This window comes from Pseudomonas sp. EZ-C24 (assembly GCF_014525325.1).
In the GTDB taxonomy this organism is placed as follows: Bacteria; Pseudomonadota; Gammaproteobacteria; order Pseudomonadales; family Pseudomonadaceae; genus Aquipseudomonas; species Aquipseudomonas shirazensis.
The window spans coordinates 276,615-292,863 of the sequence record NZ_JACDIU010000014.1; the positions used below are offsets into that span (position 1 = coordinate 276,615).

Here is a 16,249-nt window from a genome sequence, read left to right on the forward strand (position 1 = left end):
GTCTCTAGAGTGGGAGAGGGCGGAGCAGTCCAGAGTTCAATCGATTCGCGGCGCGGACAGTTGTGCCGGGCTTAAGCACGCGGGTCGAATGCCTCGCGCAGCGCATCGCCGATGAACACCAGCAACGACAGGATCAACGCCAAGGCAAAAAATGCGGTAAAGCCCAACCATGGCGCTTGCAGATGTTGCTTGCCCTGGGTCACCAGTTCACCCAGCGACGCGCTGCCGGCAGGCATGCCGAAACCGAGGAAGTCCAGTGCCGTCAGGGTGGTGATCGCCCCGGTGAGCATGAACGGGACGTAGGTCAGGGTCGCATTCATGGCATTGGGCAGAACATGGCGCAGCATCACCTGCATGTCCGTCAGGCCGAGCGCACGTGCCGCCTTGACGTATTCGAGGTTGCGCCCGCGGAGAAACTCGGCACGCACCACGTCGACCAGCGCCAGCCAGGAAAACAGCGCCATGATCCCCAGCAACCACCAGAAATCCGGTTCGACGAAACCGCTGAGAATGATCAACAGGTACAGCACCGGCAGGCCGGACCAGACTTCCAGCAGGCGCTGGCCAAGCAAATCGACCCAGCCGCCGTAATAGCCCTGCAAAGCGCCGGCAGATACGCCAATCAGCACGCTGATGGCGGTCAAGGCGAACGCGAACAGCAGTGACACGCGAGCGCCGTACAGCACCCGCGCGAGCACGTCCCGGCCTTGATCATCGGTACCCAGCCAATTGCTCGCGGAGGGTGGGCTGGGGGTGGGTACCTGCAGATCGTAGTTGGGGGTGTCGGCACTGAACGGGATCGGCGCAAACAGCATCCAGCCGCCCTGATCCTCGATCAGCTGACGCACATATTGGCTGCGATAGTCTGGCTGGAACGGTAACTGACCGCCAAACTGCTGCTCGGTGTAGCGCTTGAGGGCCGGTACATACAACTCGCCCTTGAAGCCGAGCAGCAGCGGCTTGTCGTTGGCGACCAGCTCGGCGCCCAGGGTCAGCACCAGCAGGCTGGCAAACAGCCACAGGGCAAGCCAGCCGCGGCGGTTGCGGCGAAAGCGTTGCAGGCGGCGCAGGGTGACGGGCGAGAGCATCAGTGCGCCCTCCCGTCGAAGTCGATCCGCGGGTCCAGTACGGTGTAGCAGAGGTCACCGATCAGGCGAATCAGCAGCCCGGCCAGGGTGAAGATGAACAGCGTGCCGAACACCACCGGATAATCCCGCGAGACCGCTGCTTCATAACTCATGCGGCCCAGGCCATCGAGCGAGAAGATCACTTCGATCAGCAGGGATCCGGCGAAAAACACCGTGATCAGCGCCTGGGGTATGCCGGCCACTACCAGCAGCATGGCATTGCGCAGCACATGCCCGTAGAGCACCCGCCGCTCGCTCAGGCCTTTGGCGCGAGCAGTCACCACGTATTGACGAGAGATTTCTTCGAGAAACGCATTCTTGGTCAGCAGGGTAAGCGTGGCGAAACCGCCGATCACCAAGGCGCCTACAGGTAATACCAGATGCCAGAAGTAGTCGGCGACCTTGCCCAGCACACTCAACTGATCGAAGTCCTCGGAAACCAGCCCGCGCACCGGGAACCAGTTCAACGAGGTGCCACCGGCAAACAACACGATCAACAGCAAGGCGAACAAGAATGAGGGCAGGGCGTAGCCGATCACGATCAGCGCGCTGCTCCAGGCATCGAAGCGGCTACCGTGGCGCACGGCCTTGCGGATGCCCAGGGGGATCGACACCAGGTAAGTGATCAAGGTCGCCCAGAAGCCCAGCGACAAGGTCACCGGCAGCTTCTCCACGATCAGATCGGTAACCTTTGCCCCGCGAAAGAAACTGTTGCCAAAATCCAGCCGGGCGTACTGACCCAGCATCAGCCAAAGCCGCTCGGGGGCAGTCTTGTCGAAGCCGTACTGGTGCTTGATCTCCTCGATCAGTTTCGGATCCAGGCCACGGGTGGCCCGGGACTGTGCATGAACCACTTCGCTGCCGGCGCCTGGCGTACTGCCACCGCCGATACCCTGCAAGCGCGCTACCGCCTGTTCGACCGGCCCGCCAGGCGCGGCCTGAACGATGGCGAAGTTGACCAGCAGAATGGCCAGCAGGGTTGGGATGATCAGCATCAAGCGGCGCAGGATATAAGCGGTCATGGCGAAGCCTTCAGCCGTTCGGCCATCTGCTCATTGGTCAGTGCGGTCGGGCTGATCTCCCACCAGGTATCCAGGCCTTCATCATAGGCGGCCTGGACCTTGGGCCGGCCAAAGCGGTTCCACCATACCGTGGAGCTGCCGGGCGGGTAGTAGTTGGGGATCCAGTAGTAATTCCATTGCATCACCCGGTCCAGTGCATGCGCGTAACGGCGCATGCTGACCTGGCTGTCGGCCTGCACCAGCCCAGCCAGCAGGCTATCCACGGCGGGGTCCTTGAGCACCATCAGGTTGTTCGAACCTGGGTCGTTGGCGGCCGCCGAGCCGAAGTAGTTGAACAGTTCGCTGCCGGGCGAGAGGGTCACCGGATAGCCGGTGACGATCATGTCGTAGTCGCGCGCCATCAGCCGGTTGACGTATTGCGCCGCGTCGACGTTGCGAATGTTCAAGGTGACGCCGATTTGCGCCAGGTTGCGCTTCCACGGCAGCAGCATGCGCTCAAGCCCTGCCTGGCCGTTGAGAAAGGTGAACTCGAACGGCTGGCCCTCGGCGTTGACCAGGCGGTCACCAAGCGGCCGCCAGCCGGCAGCTTGTAGCAGTGCCAGTGCCTGAAGTTGTTGCTGGCGGATGATCCCTGAAGCATCGGTCACCGGCGCGGTGAACACCTGCGTAAAGACCTCGTCCGGCACGCGACCGCGTAGCGGCTCAAGCAACTCCAACTCTTGCGCATCCGGCAACTCCCGGGCAGCCAGCGGCGTGTTGGCGAAGATGCTCTGCTGGCGGATGTACATGCCGCGCATCATCTGCCGGTTGCTCCACTCGAAATCCCAGAGCATGGCCAGCGCCTGGCGTGTACGGCGATCCTTGAACATCGACTGGTCGAGGTTGAATACAAAACCTTGGGCCACCTGCGGCTTGGCTGGGCCCAGGTGCGCGCGCTGCAAACGACCGTCGTCCAGCTGCGCGCCGTTGTAACCGAGGGTGTAGGCGGTGGCCGAGAACTCGCGGTTATAGTCAAAACCGCCACCACGCAGCACCTGCCGGGCGACCTCGGTATCGCCAAAGAACTCGATGCGCATGCGTTCGAAATTGTAGCGGCCACGGTTGACCGGCAGGTCCTTCGCCCACCAGTTCGGGTCGCGCTCGAAGGTGATGCTGCGGCCATTGTCGATCTTGCCGATGCGGTACGGGCCGCTGCCCAGCGGTTTGCCGAAGCCGGCACCCGTGGCGAAGTCGCGCTGCTGCCAGTCGTGCTCCGGCAGTACCGGCAACGTGGCCAGGTCCAGCGCCAAGGTGCGCCCATGGGGTTGTTTGAAGTCGAAGCGGACAGTCCGCGGGCCCTCTATGACAACCGCCGCAACCTCGGCAAACTGCGTGCGAAACTTCAGGCTGCCTTTGCTCAACAACAGCTCATAGGTAAAGCGCACGTCTTCTGCGCGGACGGGTTTGCCGTCGGCGAACGTCGCGCGGGGATCGATCTCGAAGCGCAACCAGGCGTCGTCCGGCCCGCGTTCCATACGCCGAGCAATCAGGCCGTAGACCGTGTAGGGCTCGTCGAACGAACGTACTGCCAGTGGCGCATACAGCCAACCGTCGACTTCGCTGACGCCGGTGCCTTGGTCGATATAGGGCAGGACATGGTCGAACTGGCCAATCTCCATCGCCGAGCGGCGCAGGCTGCCGCCTTTGGGGGCGTCAGGGTTGACGTAGTCGAAATGCTGGAAGGTGTCGGGGTAGCGTGGTGCTTCGTCATAGACCGTAAGGGCGTGCCTGGGCTCCGCCTGGGCGAAGGTGACAAGGCAACCGGTAAGTAGCATTGTCACCGGACGACAAAAGCGCCCAATACGCGCGATAGCGCCTCCCCGGCATGCGCCAGGTCGGTCGCCATCGCGAGCCAGGCCCGGCGCCGCAGCGAAACTGCAGAGACGGGCAGGCAAGACTGGATCAGTCCTGACGGCTGGTCACTTCCAGCAGGTGGTAGCCGAACTGGGTCTTGACCGGACCTTGAACTTCATTCAGCGGCGCGCTGAAGACCACGGTGTCGAACTCCTTGACCATCTGGCCTGGGCCAAACGAACCCAGATCACCGCCTTGGCGGCTGGATGGGCAGCTGGAGTTGGCCTTGGCGACTTCAGCGAAATCAGCGCCGCCCTGGATCTGAGCTTTGAGCTCGTTGCACTTGTCTTCGCTGCTGACCAGGATGTGGCGGGCGGTGGCTTTGGCCATGGGAAATGCTCCTTTTGAATGAGTCCGCAAGCCTAGCGCAAACCACACGCGGTTGTCTGCCATGGTTGCTGTCGCTGGCAGCCAACACCGTTTGCAGGGCGCCGCAGCTGCCGCTGCTGCGCGCCGTGTCCGCGCCGGGTACTACTGACGCAGGCGCATGGCGCAGCGTTGCAACAGTCGCTCGCTGGCCTCCCAGCCAAGGCATCCGTCGGTGATCGATACCCCGTAGGCGAGGTCGCCTTTGCCCAAGGCCTGGCAGCCATCGTACAGATGCCCTTCAAGCATCATGCCGACCACTGATTGATCCCCCGCCAGCCGCTGCGCCAGCACATCGTCGAACACGGCTGGCTGCCGAGCTGGGTCCTTGCCGCTGTTGGCATGGCTGCAGTCGACCACGATGCGCGCAGCGAGCCCCGCCTTGGCCAGCCTCTGACGCGCACGAGCGATGCTCTGCGCATCGTAGTTAGGCCCATCATGGCCGCCGCGCAGGACCAGGTGGGTGTCTGCGTTGCCCAGCGTATCGATGATCGCCGGATGACCCTGAGCGTCCATGCCAAAGTGCCGATGCGGATGGGCGGCGCTGCGCATGGCATCGGTCGCAACCGTGATACCGCCGTCGGTGCCGTTCTTGAACCCCACCGGCAGCCGCAGACCGCTGACCATCTCGCGGTGAATCTGCGACTCGGTGGTGCGTGCACCAATCGCTGCCCAACTGAGCAGGTCATCGAAGTAGCCGGCAGCCATCGGCTGGAGCAATTCGGTGGCGATCGGCAAGCCGCGTTCGAGCATGCTCAGCATCAAGCCACGGGACAGGGCGATACCGGCGTGCATGTCGTCGCTGCCGTCCAGATGCGGGTCGTAGGCCAGGCCCTTCCAGCCGACTGTAGTACGCGGCTTTTCGACATAGGCGCGCATCACCAGCAGCAGCTTGTCGTCGACCTTGCGGCTGAGTGCAGCGAGGCGGTCGGCGTATTCCAGCGCTGAGCGTGGGTCATGAATCGAGCACGGGCCAACAATCACCAGCAGGCGCGAGTCGCGGCCTTCGAGAATGGCGCGGACGGCTTGGCGGTGCTGCTCCACTTGCTGGGCAAGTTCAGGCGTGAGTGGCATTTGCTGCTTGAGCAGGTGCGGGCTGGGCAGGCGCTGGCTGACAGCGGAGTTGGCAGCAACAGGTTGGGTCAGGGGCAGGGCGAGGGTAGCGGCTTGCATAGTTCTGTTTCCCTGGGCGGACAGCGGGTTCAGGCCCGCGTGGTCGGCCCTATCGAGGTGTTCGACAAATCGTCAAATGCGGTTCTTGTGCGGCATCGCCACCGGAAATCGACCGAACGGAGGCGGCAGGCTGGCCCGAACGGGATTGGCTAAATCGCCAGGTATAGGTGGCTGCGCGGTAGGAAGTGCGGTAGTTCATGTTGAAATCCTCGATATGTTTGGTGTTTTTCAAAGGCCTGGAAACGCAAAACCCCCGGTCGGGAAGCCGACCGGGGGTTGAGTATTCTCATGTTCGGCGGCCCCTCGAAGAGTGGGCGCCGTTGGGTATCAGCGGCGCCTAGTGGCTAAACCAATACCCAAAATAAACGGTGGAGACGACCGAACCAGGCACGACAGCCAGCAGCCGGCGCGCAGTGCGTGCGGTGCAGGTGGCAGTGTGGTGGTGGCTGTGGGTCATGTTGCACTCCAGTGATTGAGTCCGAGCTTACTGCACCTGCAACGGCGCATTCAATGGCTGAATGCGCTTTTTTATTTCAGCGCCGCAGGTAGGCGGTGAAGTCGATATCGCCGGCGCTGAGGATCGCCTGCACCCGGTTGTGCACATTCAGCTTGCGCAGGATCGCCGACACGTGAGCCTTGACCGTGGTCTCGGCAATGTCCAGGTGGTAGGCAATCTGCTTGTTCGATTCGCCCTTGGTCATCCGCTCAAGTACCAGCAGTTGCTTGCGGGTCAGCGCCTGCAGCAGCTCCGGGGCGAAGCTCTGCGCTTCGCTGACCGCGCGGCGGGTGCCGGGCTTCTGCGTGCGGATGATGTCCGGTGGCAAGTAGACATTGCCGTTGAGAATCTGCTCGATGGCGTCGGTCATCTGCGCCCGCGGCGAGGACTTGGTGATGAAGCCGACCGCGCCATAGGTAATGGCCTGGAGCACCACCTGCTTGTCCTGCTCGGCCGAGACGATTACCACCGGAATGGTCGGTGCCTCGTTGCGCAGGTTCATCAAACCGCCCAGGCCGTGCATGCCGGGCATGTTTAGGTCGAGCAGGATCAGGTCGAGGTCGTCGTTTTCGCAGGTCATCGCCAAAGCGCTGTCGAGGTCGGCGGTTTCCATTACCTCGCTGCCTGGAAATCCATCGGCAATCACGTTGTGCATGGCCTCGCGGAACAATGGGTGATCGTCGGCGATGAGAATCTTGTACATGGCTGTGCACCTTATTGTTGTATGTGTGCTCGCACGCAGGGGCAGTTCGCTTGGCAGCAGCCCTCGTTATGCCGCTATTAAGAGCCGGTAGCAAGGCTTTGTGAATGCGACCATCGCCATGCGAAGCAGTACCAAAGTAGTAGGTCTGGGCAGCGGCAGGGCTTCTAGCATGGAGGCCTGCACTGTACAGGAGGCACAAGGCATGGCCATTTTGCTGGTAGACGACCACCCGTTGCTGCGCGCCGGCATTACCGCGACCCTGGCCCAGGCGTTGCCGCAGATGCCCTTGCTGCAGGCCAGCGATGGCGAGCAGGCGCTGGCCATGGTGCAGGCGCAGGTGCCGGGGCTGGTGATCATGGATTTCGACCTGCCGGGCATCAGTGGCCTGGAAACCACCCGCCGTCTGCGCCAGCGTTTGCCACAGCTACGCGTGCTGTTCCTCAGTGAACATGCGCAACTGAGCCTGGTGCGCCAGGCATTGGCGGCTGGGGCTTGCGGCTTTCTGTCCAAGCAGGTCACCCCTGAGGTACTGGTCGAGGCGGTGCGCAAGGCCCTTAGCGGACATGCCTATATCGAGCAGGGCTTGGCGACCGCGTTGGCCTGTCAGCCCGCGCAGGCTGAGACCGACTGTCTGCATGGCCTGACGCCGCGCGAGGCCGAGATTTTCCTGCTGCTGGCCAAGGGCACGGCGTTGCGCAGCATTGCCAGCCAGCTGTGTATCAGCAGCAAGACCGTGTCCAATCACCTGACCCTGCTCAAGAGCAAGTTGCGCGTCAGCAGCCAAGCGGAGCTGGTCCACCTGGCGCTGCAGGCAGGGTTGCTCAAAGCGGTCGCCTGAGCAGGCCGGTTTACTTCCAGGTCTGCGGGCAGCCTTGGCAGCCTTCCATGTTGCTGTCCTGGAAATTCGCATAGTGCTGACGGGTGCCGCGCAAATCAGCATTTTCCAGATTGCTTTCGCCAAGCTTGGCTTCCTGCAGGTTGGCATCGGCCAGGCTTGCGCCCTTCAAGTCGGCTTTGCTCAGCCAGGTCATCTCAAGGTCAGCCGCCTGCAGCTTGGCGCCGTGCAGTTTGGCCCCGGACAGGCGTGCGAACTCCAGATAGGCCGCTGACAAATCGGCATTCTCAAAATTGGCGCCTTGCCCGTACATGCCCCAGGCCTGTACCGCGACCAGTGTTGCGTTCTGCAGTTGCGCCAGGCGCAGGTTGCTTTGCTGCAGGCTGGCACGGGTCAGGTTGGCGCCGCGCAGGTCGGCTTTTTCCAGGTTGGCCAGATCCAGCCGGGCATGGCGCAGGTTGGCCTCGCGCAGGTCGGCGCCAGACAGGTCGATCTTGCGCAGGTCCTGATTGCTCAGGTCGGCGCCGCGCAGGTTGGCGTTGGCGCACTTGCTTTCGGCGGCGATCACGCAGCCATTGATGGTCAGTGGGGCATCGCCCAGTTCATCGGCAACAACCGGGCTGAGCGCCAGAATCAACGCGAAGGGAAAGTAGTTCATGGTGGCTCCTCAGAGGAGGGCAAGGCCCTCGTTCACGGCGCTTGGCCGCAGCCACAACCAGCGTACGAGGCGCTGGTTGGGGCCGCAACCAGGCAACTCAGCGCTGGGCTGTCTTGCTGTCCCAGGCCGGGATCTTGAACACCCAGAACGAGCCGCCCTGTGCCACAGGTTTGGTCAGCTCGGCCATGTCGCCACCCCACAGCGGTACCGCGCCACCGTAGCCGACGGTTACGCCGATGTACTGCTCACCGTCCTGGTCCCAGGTGATCGGCGGCGAGACGATGCCGCTGCCGGTCTGGAATTTCCACAGCTCCTCGCCGGTCTTGGCGTTGAACGCCTTGAAGTAACCGTCGCCGGTACCGGTGAACACCAGGTTGCCTTTGGTTGCCAGCACGCCAGCCCAGAGCGGCAGGCGCTCCTTGTGCTCCCAGACCATCTTGCCGGTGGTTGGGTCCATCGCGCGCAGGGTGCCGACGTGGTCGTCATACATGCGTTTGATGCGGAAGCCCATGCCCAGGTACGCCGAGCCCTTCTTGTAGTTGACCTCTTCGGTCCAGTATTCCTCTTTCCACTGGTTGGCCGGCACGTAGAACAGCCCGGTGTCCTGGCTGTAGGCCATCGGGTTCCAGTTCTTGCCACCGAGGAACGGCGGCGAAACTTCGACTGGCTTGCCCTTGGTCTGGCCTGGTTCAGGCTTGGCCGGACGCTGCCCTTCGTTTTCAACCGGGCGCCCAGTCTTGAGGTCGATGTGGCTGGCCCAGGTGATGTTGTCGGCGAACGGGAAGGCGTTCTTCAACTTGCCGTTGGTGCGGTCGACTACGTAGAAGAAGCCGTTGCGGTCAGCATGCGCGGTGGCTTTGAACTGCTTGCCGTCCTTGTCCTTGTAATCGAACAGAACCAGTTCGTTGTTGCCGGAGAAGTCCCAGGCATCGTTCGGCGTGTGCTGGTAGAACCACTTGACCTCACCGGTGGTGGGGTCGACGCCGACCTGGCCGGAGGTGTACAGGCTGTCGTAGTCGTGCGGGTTGCCGTCCTTGGAGGTGCGCGCCCAGGTGTTCCACGGGCCAGGGTTGCCGGCGCCAACAATGATGGTATTGGTTTCGGCATCGAAGCTGGCGCTCTGCCAAGGAGCGCCGCCGCCGTGGCTCCAGGCCTCGACCTTGCCGGTTGGCGAGCTTGGATCATCCGGCCAGGACGGCGCTTTGACGTCGCCGGTCGGGGTGCTGTCCTTGCCGTTCAGGCGGCCCATGTGGCCTTCGACAAACGGTCGCATCCAGACTTCTTCGCCGGTGTCCGGGTCACGTGCATACAGCTGACCCACCACGCCGAACTCATCGCCCGAGCTGCCGTGAATCAGCAGTACCTTGCCGCTCTTCTGGTCTTTGATCAGGGTTGGCGCGCCGGTCATGGTGTAGCCGGCGCTGTGGTCGCCGAACTTCTTGTTCCAGACCACCTTGCCGGTGTCCTTGTTCAGCGCCACCACCCGTGCATCGAGGGTGCCGAAGAAGATCTTGTCGCCGTAGATGGCCGCGCCGCGGTTGACCACGTCACAGCAGGGGCGGATGTCGTCCGGCAGGCGGTGGTTGTAGGTCCACAGGCGCTTGCCGGTCTTGGCGTCGAGGGCAAATACCCGCGAGTAGGAGCCGGTGACGTAGATCACGCCGTCATTGATGATGGCCTGGGATTCCTGACCGCGTTGCTTTTCGTCACCGAAAGAAAACGACCAGGCCGGGGTCAGTTTGAATACGTTCTGGTCATTGACCAGCGCCAGTGGGCTCCAGCGCTGGGCGTTGGTGCCCATGCCGTATTGCAGCACGTTACCGGTGGTCTTGTGGTCGTCGGCGATATCTTCCCAGGTAACCGGCTTGGCCTGGGCAGCGCCGCCGCAGGCCAGGCTGGCCAGGAGCAGGGCGGCAGAAAGAGGCGAAAGCAGGGCGGGTGATGTTCTTGTTGTCATGGTGGAGTTCCCAGTGAGGTTGTGCCTGGTTAGCCTGGAACGCCGCCGCTGATCGAGATACGGAAAAAGTCCCGGTCACTGCGGGAAATCTTCCCAGTCCGGACATGATTTGGCACTGCGCCGCAAGCGCTACTACCAAGGGATAAGGATGCGACCCCCAAAGCAGCATGTGGCCGCTGGCACTGGCTTTCTAGGATGGTCGGGCCGCCTCCGTTCGAGAGGCGCAGCGTGCAACTTCAGCAGTCGAGGGCAGAACAATGACAACCCCTAAAAGCGCCTGGCACCTTTCCCTGTTGCTGGCTGGCCTGTGCGCCGCCGGTGGCAGCTTCGCCCACGGCAACGTAACGCCATCGGCGGTCAATACCGATGGGCTGGAGCCCTTGGGTAGTGAATGGCGTAGCGAAAACCCCTACCGCAGCAGCAAGGACCATGACAAAGCGCTGTCGATCGGCGCGTCGGCCTATAACCAGAACTGCGCCGCGTGCCATGGCCTCGAGGCCAAGTCCGGTGGCATCGCCCCTGATCTGCGCATGCTCGATGAAGGCGCCGTCGGTGATGAGTGGTTTGTCGAGCGGGTGCGCAACGGCGCGGTGCGCGACGGGCGGGTGTACATGCCGAAGATGGCCGACTTTCTCAGCCAGGAGGCGCTGTGGGCGGTGCGTACGTATCTGGACAGTGTGCATGTCACCGAGTGAACCGCGACCTGTACTGCTGTGATGCGCAGGCCGCGGGGAGGGAGCCAGGGCCGCAGGGCGGCCTGGGGCATCAGCGCTCAGTCGGGTGGCTGAATGGACGGTTCTTGCGCCTTCTGCGACTCGTCCATTTGTCTCAGGATGTCTACCAGCGAAGGGATCTTTGGCTGTTCGAAGTCGCCACCAGGGGTTTGGGACTGCTTGAGCAGTCCTTCGATCGAGTCCCGGTGCCCTGGCGGGTAGCGCATCAGTTCGAGTTCGCCCAGGTTGTCTATGAATTCAAGCGTTCTACGTACATCCAGACGCCCGTCAGACTCGTGGTCGCGCAACAGTGCGTTTTGCTGGACCCATGCATTGTCCATGTCCTGTCGAGCTTCCCAGGCGGCGTACCGCTCTACGCTGGTATAGGCGCCACTTTCGTCTTCGAGGATGACGACAACCTCTTCGCGCGAGAGATGAGCAAAGGGGTTGGCAGTGTCACGCTGCCCCCGTACCACCCCCGCGATGTACTTCGCGGCCTGTTGACTCTGCTTGAGCCGTTCGGGTGAAGCCTCTGCAGGAATCTCATTTAGTGCCACAGACGCATTACCCAAACGCTTTATCTCGGCGTTGACCTTGAATATGAAACTGTCTGGGCCATAGACGCGCTGAAATTTTTCTTCCAGTTGTTTTTGCGTGAGTGTGGCCTTGGCGCTGAGCGCCATGCCTTCAGCAGACAGTTGTACTTCACTACCGGCTTCCGGCTTGCTGGCAACGTTGGCAGTCACCGGCGCGGATCGCGATGTCGCCGTTGCCAAAACAGGGCGAGGCACGCCCTTTAATGTCGTGTCTATCATGCGTAGAGTCCCTTGACCGGGAGGGTTGCACAGGCGTGCACTCCTCCCGCATTGATGAGCGACTATTTGATCGTGAAAGTCACGCTGTAGTCATAGGGCGGCGAACTGTTGATGCGGGTTGTCTTGGCCTCGCACGTGGCCCGGGTTGATCCGACAGACGTTGCCTTTTTGTCCCATTTCACCAGAGGTAATGAGACGTGAGATGTTTCGAATTTGCACTCTTTGCGACCTGATTTATAGGTAAAACGCAGGCCAGAGGCAGAAGAGGACGCACTGTTCAATTTGAATTGAGTTGAAGATTTTTCGCTGATAGGTCCCGGAGCAGGGTCGAGGGAACCAAACGCATATTGGTAGGTAAACGTGGCAATGGAAGTTGTCTCATTCTTCACCGTCACACTCACGACGGTGTTGCTCCAGGCATTCGCCATGGGCGCTACTACTGTCAGGATCACTGCAGCGATCTTTAGCCGATACATGTACTTTCCTCCTAGTGCTTTCAACGCCCCCTGAATAAGCGGCGCCACTCGATATCCGGGGTGAGAAAAAGTGCTCAGGCCCAGACACCTGACATGTCGGCAAGGAAACAGCACGCTGTATCAGACGTGGTCTGATAGATGCGTAGGAAATTTCGCTATTAACAAAACAGGCGCCTCAATCGGCGCCTGTGGAGGTCTGTCGCGGCCTGCATTCAGGCAGGTCCGGGAGGAGGGCCGGGGCTACAGCGGATAGTGCTTGAGCTCGCGCGCGATCAGCATCCGCTGAATCTCGCTGGAGCCTTCATAGATCTGCGTGATGCGTGCGTCACGGTAATAGCGCTCCACCGGATAGTCTTCCAGGTAGCCGTAGCCGCCATGCACCTGAATCGCCATCGAGCACACCCGTTCGGCCATCTCCGACGCGAACAGCTTGGCCTGTGACGCCTCCGAAAGGCATGGCTTGCCCGCACTGCGCAAACGCGCGGCGTGCAGGATCAACAAGCGCGTGGCGTTGACCTGGACCTGCATGTCGGCCAGCAGGTTGGCGATGCTCTGGTGCTCGTTGATCGGCTTGCCGAACTGGATGCGATCTCGCGAGTAGACCAGCGCGGCCTCGAACGCGGCGCGGGCAATCCCCAGCGCCTGGGCGGCGATGCCGATGCGGCCGCCTTCGAGGTTGGACAGGGCAATGGCCAGGCCCTTGCCGCGCTCACCGAGCATATTGGCGGCCGGGATGCGGCAGTTGTCCAGGCTCACGGCGCAGGTGTCCGAAGCACGGATACCCATCTTGTGCTCGCTGCGATCAACCTTGAAACCAGGATTGTCGGTCGGCACCAGAAACGCCGACAGGCCTTTTTTGCCGAGCTCCGGATCGGTCACCGCAAAAACGATCGCCAACCCGGCGCGACGGGCGTTGCTGACGAACTGCTTGGCGCCGTTGAGCACCCACTCACCGTCCACTTGCTCGGCGCGGGTGCGCAGGTTGTGCGCCTCTGAGCCGGCCTGAGGTTCGGTCAGGCAGAAACAGCCGATGACCTCGCCACTGGCCAGCCGAGGTAGCCAGGCCTGCTGTTGCTCAGGCGTACCGTAGGCCAGCAGCGGGCCGCAGCCTACCGAGTTGTGAATACTCATCAAGGCGCCGGTCGCGCCGTCGCCAGCCGAGATTTCCTCGACCGCCAGGGCATAGGCCACGTAGTCGGTGAAACTGCCGCCAAACTGCTCCGGCACGACCATGCCAAGCAAGCCCAGCTCACCCATCTTGCGTACCACCCCGTCGTCGATCCAGGCGGCTTTTTCCCAGGCCTGGGCATGCGGGGCGATTTCGCCGCGGGCAAAATCGCGCGCCATGTCGCGGATCATGATCTGTTCTTCGTTCAGTTCCAGGTCTTGCATCTGCGTACTCCCAGGCTCACAGCCCTTCGAAGAATTGGTCGACCCGCGCCTGCGCCAGCTCTGCCAGGGTCGGCGGGTTCCAGCGTGGCTGCTTGTCCTTGTCGATGATCAGGGCGCGCACGCCCTCGATGATGTCGCCATGGGCGAACCACTGCCGGTCCAGGTGCAGCTCCATGGCAAAGCACGCCTCCAGGCCGAGTTTGCGCCCGCGCCTGAGCATCTCCAGGGTCACGGCCATGGCCAGCGGCGAGCGGCTTTGCAGCAGGTCGGCGGTGGCCAGCGCCCAGGCCTGGCTGTCGCCGATCCGCACCGTGCGCAGTTGTTCGATGATGCTGGCAAGGTCGGCCTGGGCGAAGTAGTGGTCGATCACCGGGCGCAGCTTGGCCAGCGGCGCGTCGGCCAGTACCTGGGTGCCGAGGCGGGCCAGCGCGCCCTGCAGGTCCTTGAGCGGATGCTGACCGAAACTGAGCTGGTCCAGGGCCTGATCGAGCTGAGCAAGCTTGTCGCTGCTCAGGTACCAGTTGGCCAGGCCGCAATACAAGGCATCGGCCGCCTGGATCTGGCAGCCGCTGACGCCCAGGTAGGTGCCCAGTTCGCCCGGCACGCGGGACAGGAAGTAGCTGCCGCCGACGTCCGGGAAGTAACCGATGGCGGTTTCCGGCATGCCCAGCCGGCTGCGCTCGGTAACCACGCGCAGGTCGGCGCCTTGGGCCAGGCCCATGCCGCCGCCCAGCGTGAAGCCGTCCATCAACACCAGGGTCGGTTTGGGGTAGTGATGGATGCGCAGGTCGAGGGCGTACTCCTCGACGAAGAACTCTTCATGCAGGCTGCTGCCGGCCTTGAAGCTGTCGTACAGCGAGCGGATATCACCGCCGGCGCAGAAGCCTTTTGGCCCTTCACCGCGCAGGACCACAGCCTGCACCTGCGGGTCGACTGCCCAGGCGTCGAGCGCCTGCTGCAGGCTGCGCACCATGTCCAGGGTCAGCGCGTTGAGCCCGGCCGGGCGATTCAAGGTGAGGTGGCCAATCTGATTGCGGACTTCAGCCAGCACATGATCGGTGGATGAAATTCGAGCGTGCGCGGTCATCGCGATCTCCCTGCTTTGTTATTGATTTTCCAAGTGAAGTCTGGAGTGCACTGGAGGATCAAAAGATCCTGCCATGCAAATATGTCCTGCACAATCGACATATCTGCAGCAGCTGGCTGCATGAATGTGCCATGTACCCGCTTTGTGCACCCCGCCTTGCGAATGAGTTACTGCCACTTTAGCCGAGTGCGCCCCAAGGAGCGGGTCGTAGTGCTTGCAGGCGCAAGCCGCCTGGCACCGGCCAAGGAACTGGCCAATCGCCGCCAAGGCAGCGTAGGGCCGCGTGCGTGAGCTTTCGATAATCGCCTGGACACCTGTCCAACCGATTGCGGAGCGCGTCATGCACAACAACAATAACAACTCCCACCGCCGTATCCTGCCGCTGCTTGGCGGCCTTGCCAGCCTGGCCTTGGCCCCGTTGGCGGGGGCCGAGATCATGCTCTACGACAAGGACCAGACCACCTTTTCCACCGACGGCTACATCAACGCCTTCTACGTCAACAGCGATATCGACCGCGCCGGCGAGCAATATGATCGGCGCCAGTCACGGGTGAAAATGGGCTTTCTGCCCAATACCCTTGGTTTCAACATGACGCGCCAGATCGACGATCTCAAGCTGGGTGGGCGTGCCTCGTTCTGGGTCAGCATCAACGACAGTGAAACCAACGGCACCGACACCGCCATCGATGTCCGCCAGTTCTACGGCACGGTGGCCAACCCGGAGTGGGGCGAGGTGTTGATCGGCAAAGACTTCGGTTTGTTTGCCCGCTCCAACATCCTCCTCGATGAACTGCTCACTGGCTACGGCCAGGTCAGCGACACACTTGGCCTGGTTGACGGCGGCGGGGTCTCGTTCGGCAACATCGGCAGCGGCTATCCCTATCCTTTCCCGACCTCGCAGATCACCTACCGCACACCGGTAATGGACGGCCTGCGCGTGGCCGTGGGGATAATGGACCCAGTCGACACCAACGACGACAGCGCGGTCGGCAAGGCCTATCAGGAGAATCCGCGCACCGAGAGCGAGATCACCTACCAGTTCGATCTGGGCGGCGCGAAGATCTACAGCTGGCTCAACGGCAGTTACCAGACCTCCGACAACACCGACAGCAACGTCGACTCGGTGACCTCCAAAGGTCTTGGCTACGGCGTACAAGCCAAGATGGGTGCGTTCTCGCTGACAGGCTCGGGCTTCAGCGCCAAGGGCATCAACCCGTTCTTCACCAACAATGCTGGCGAGGCGACCCTGCGTGAGGTCGACAGCCAGGGTTATCTGGTGCAGGGCTCGTACACCTTCGGCAAAAACCGCCTGGCGCTGTCGTATGGCAAGACCAAGGATGACGGCAACGGTGCAGTGAACACTGGCGCCGACTATGAAACCCGCGGCATTGCCCTGTTTCGCGAGATCAATGCCAACTTGAAACTGGTCGCCGAATACAACCAGTTCGAGATCGATGGCCATGACGGCGATGCGCAAAACGAGGACACCGATACCTTGGCCCTGGGGGCTGTGCTGACCTGGTAAGCGGGCGGCTG

The 16,249-nt window shown here is 62.2% G+C and carries 15 protein-coding genes; 3 read left to right on the top strand and 12 right to left on the bottom strand.

What is annotated here, in order from left to right; all coding sequences use genetic code 11:
• Window positions 1-71: 71 nt before the first annotated feature.
• From IDM28_RS10380 to IDM28_RS10405, 6 genes are all read right to left on the bottom strand, one after another.
• Window positions 72-1,088 (bottom strand): ABC transporter permease, encoded by a 1,017-nt coding sequence (locus IDM28_RS10380; RefSeq protein ID WP_188035857.1) that lies wholly within the window; start codon window positions 1,086-1,088, stop codon window positions 72-74.
• On the bottom strand, window positions 1,088-2,149 hold the full coding sequence (locus IDM28_RS10385; RefSeq protein WP_188035858.1) for a microcin C ABC transporter permease YejB: 1,062 nt from the start codon (window positions 2,147-2,149) through the stop codon (window positions 1,088-1,090). The genes IDM28_RS10380 and IDM28_RS10385 overlap by 1 nt, the downstream gene beginning before the upstream one ends.
• Window positions 2,146-3,963 carry an extracellular solute-binding protein gene (locus IDM28_RS10390; RefSeq protein WP_188035859.1) on the bottom strand — a complete coding sequence of 606 codons (1,818 nt, stop codon included), beginning with the start codon at window positions 3,961-3,963 and terminating at the stop codon, window positions 2,146-2,148. Before IDM28_RS10390 ends, IDM28_RS10385 begins: the two co-directional genes overlap by 4 nt.
• Window positions 3,964-4,090: 127 nt before the next feature.
• Window positions 4,091-4,372, bottom strand: coding sequence for a peptidylprolyl isomerase (locus IDM28_RS10395; RefSeq protein WP_101319110.1), 282 nt, complete (start codon window positions 4,370-4,372; stop codon window positions 4,091-4,093).
• Between the two features lie 141 nt (window positions 4,373-4,513).
• On the bottom strand, window positions 4,514-5,581 hold the full coding sequence (locus IDM28_RS10400; protein WP_188035860.1) for a 3-deoxy-7-phosphoheptulonate synthase: 1,068 nt from the start codon (window positions 5,579-5,581) through the stop codon (window positions 4,514-4,516).
• A 533-nt stretch (window positions 5,582-6,114) separates the two neighbouring features.
• Entirely contained in the window at window positions 6,115-6,780 is a 666-nt protein-coding gene (locus tag IDM28_RS10405; RefSeq protein ID WP_101319114.1) for a response regulator transcription factor, read from the bottom strand.
• 202 nt (window positions 6,781-6,982) lie between these two features.
• On the opposite strand from IDM28_RS10405, the gene IDM28_RS10410 reads away from it, so the two are divergent.
• Complete coding sequence (locus IDM28_RS10410) at window positions 6,983-7,618, top strand: response regulator transcription factor (RefSeq protein ID WP_150569348.1); 636 nt, start codon at window positions 6,983-6,985, stop codon at window positions 7,616-7,618.
• A gap of 10 nt (window positions 7,619-7,628) precedes the next feature.
• On the opposite strand, the gene IDM28_RS10415 is transcribed toward IDM28_RS10410, so the two are convergent.
• Both IDM28_RS10415 and exaA read right to left on the bottom strand, forming a co-directional pair.
• Window positions 7,629-8,273, bottom strand: coding sequence for a pentapeptide repeat-containing protein (locus IDM28_RS10415; protein WP_150569347.1), 645 nt, complete (start codon window positions 8,271-8,273; stop codon window positions 7,629-7,631).
• A 97-nt stretch (window positions 8,274-8,370) separates the two neighbouring features.
• Window positions 8,371-10,230 carry a quinoprotein ethanol dehydrogenase gene (gene exaA, locus IDM28_RS10420; protein WP_150572646.1) on the bottom strand — a complete coding sequence of 620 codons (1,860 nt, stop codon included), beginning with the start codon at window positions 10,228-10,230 and terminating at the stop codon, window positions 8,371-8,373.
• Between the two features lie 257 nt (window positions 10,231-10,487).
• On the opposite strand from exaA, the gene pedF reads away from it, so the two are divergent.
• On the top strand, window positions 10,488-10,925 hold the full coding sequence (pedF, locus tag IDM28_RS10425; RefSeq protein WP_188035861.1) for a cytochrome c-550 PedF: 438 nt from the start codon (window positions 10,488-10,490) through the stop codon (window positions 10,923-10,925).
• Between the two features lie 77 nt (window positions 10,926-11,002).
• On the opposite strand, the gene IDM28_RS10430 is transcribed toward pedF, so the two are convergent.
• From IDM28_RS10430 to IDM28_RS10445, 4 genes are all read right to left on the bottom strand, one after another.
• Complete coding sequence (locus IDM28_RS10430) at window positions 11,003-11,758, bottom strand: hypothetical protein (protein ID WP_188035862.1); 756 nt, start codon at window positions 11,756-11,758, stop codon at window positions 11,003-11,005.
• 62 nt (window positions 11,759-11,820) lie between these two features.
• Complete coding sequence (locus IDM28_RS10435; protein WP_188035863.1) at window positions 11,821-12,282, bottom strand: hypothetical protein; 462 nt, start codon at window positions 12,280-12,282, stop codon at window positions 11,821-11,823.
• A gap of 192 nt (window positions 12,283-12,474) precedes the next feature.
• The gene (locus tag IDM28_RS10440; RefSeq protein WP_103437224.1) at window positions 12,475-13,626 is read right to left on the bottom strand and encodes an acyl-CoA dehydrogenase family protein; all 1,152 of its coding nucleotides are present in this window, start codon (window positions 13,624-13,626) and stop codon (window positions 12,475-12,477) included.
• Between the two features lie 16 nt (window positions 13,627-13,642).
• Entirely contained in the window at window positions 13,643-14,713 is a 1,071-nt protein-coding gene (locus IDM28_RS10445; protein WP_101319128.1) for an enoyl-CoA hydratase/isomerase family protein, read from the bottom strand.
• A gap of 340 nt (window positions 14,714-15,053) precedes the next feature.
• Between IDM28_RS10445 and IDM28_RS10450 the strand changes: the two genes are divergently transcribed.
• The gene (locus IDM28_RS10450) at window positions 15,054-16,238 is read left to right on the top strand and encodes a porin (protein ID WP_150569343.1); all 1,185 of its coding nucleotides are present in this window, start codon (window positions 15,054-15,056) and stop codon (window positions 16,236-16,238) included.
• The last annotated feature ends 11 nt before the right edge of the window (window positions 16,239-16,249 follow it).

Excerpts from the sequence above, each read along its gene's own strand:
- IDM28_RS10380 (WP_188035857.1), bottom strand. The coding sequence starts at position 1,088 with ATGCTCTCGCCCGTCACCCTGCGCCGCCTGCAACGCTTTCGCCGCAAC.
- IDM28_RS10385 (WP_188035858.1), bottom strand. The coding sequence starts at position 2,149 with ATGACCGCTTATATCCTGCGCCGCTTGATGCTGATCATCCCAACCCTG.
- IDM28_RS10390 (WP_188035859.1), bottom strand. The coding sequence starts at position 3,963 with ATGCTACTTACCGGTTGCCTTGTCACCTTCGCCCAGGCGGAGCCCAGG.
- IDM28_RS10395 (WP_101319110.1), bottom strand. The coding sequence starts at position 4,372 with ATGGCCAAAGCCACCGCCCGCCACATCCTGGTCAGCAGCGAAGACAAG.
- IDM28_RS10400 (WP_188035860.1), bottom strand. The coding sequence starts at position 5,581 with ATGCAAGCCGCTACCCTCGCCCTGCCCCTGACCCAACCTGTTGCTGCC.
- IDM28_RS10405 (WP_101319114.1), bottom strand. The coding sequence starts at position 6,780 with ATGTACAAGATTCTCATCGCCGACGATCACCCATTGTTCCGCGAGGCC.
- IDM28_RS10410 (WP_150569348.1), top strand. The coding sequence starts at position 6,983 with ATGGCCATTTTGCTGGTAGACGACCACCCGTTGCTGCGCGCCGGCATT.
- IDM28_RS10415 (WP_150569347.1), bottom strand. The coding sequence starts at position 8,273 with ATGAACTACTTTCCCTTCGCGTTGATTCTGGCGCTCAGCCCGGTTGTT.
- exaA (WP_150572646.1), bottom strand. The coding sequence starts at position 10,230 with ATGACAACAAGAACATCACCCGCCCTGCTTTCGCCTCTTTCTGCCGCC.
- pedF (WP_188035861.1), top strand. The coding sequence starts at position 10,488 with ATGACAACCCCTAAAAGCGCCTGGCACCTTTCCCTGTTGCTGGCTGGC.
- IDM28_RS10430 (WP_188035862.1), bottom strand. The coding sequence starts at position 11,758 with ATGATAGACACGACATTAAAGGGCGTGCCTCGCCCTGTTTTGGCAACG.
- IDM28_RS10440 (WP_103437224.1), bottom strand. The coding sequence starts at position 13,626 with ATGCAAGACCTGGAACTGAACGAAGAACAGATCATGATCCGCGACATG.
- IDM28_RS10445 (WP_101319128.1), bottom strand. The coding sequence starts at position 14,713 with ATGACCGCGCACGCTCGAATTTCATCCACCGATCATGTGCTGGCTGAA.
- IDM28_RS10450 (WP_150569343.1), top strand. The coding sequence starts at position 15,054 with ATGCACAACAACAATAACAACTCCCACCGCCGTATCCTGCCGCTGCTT.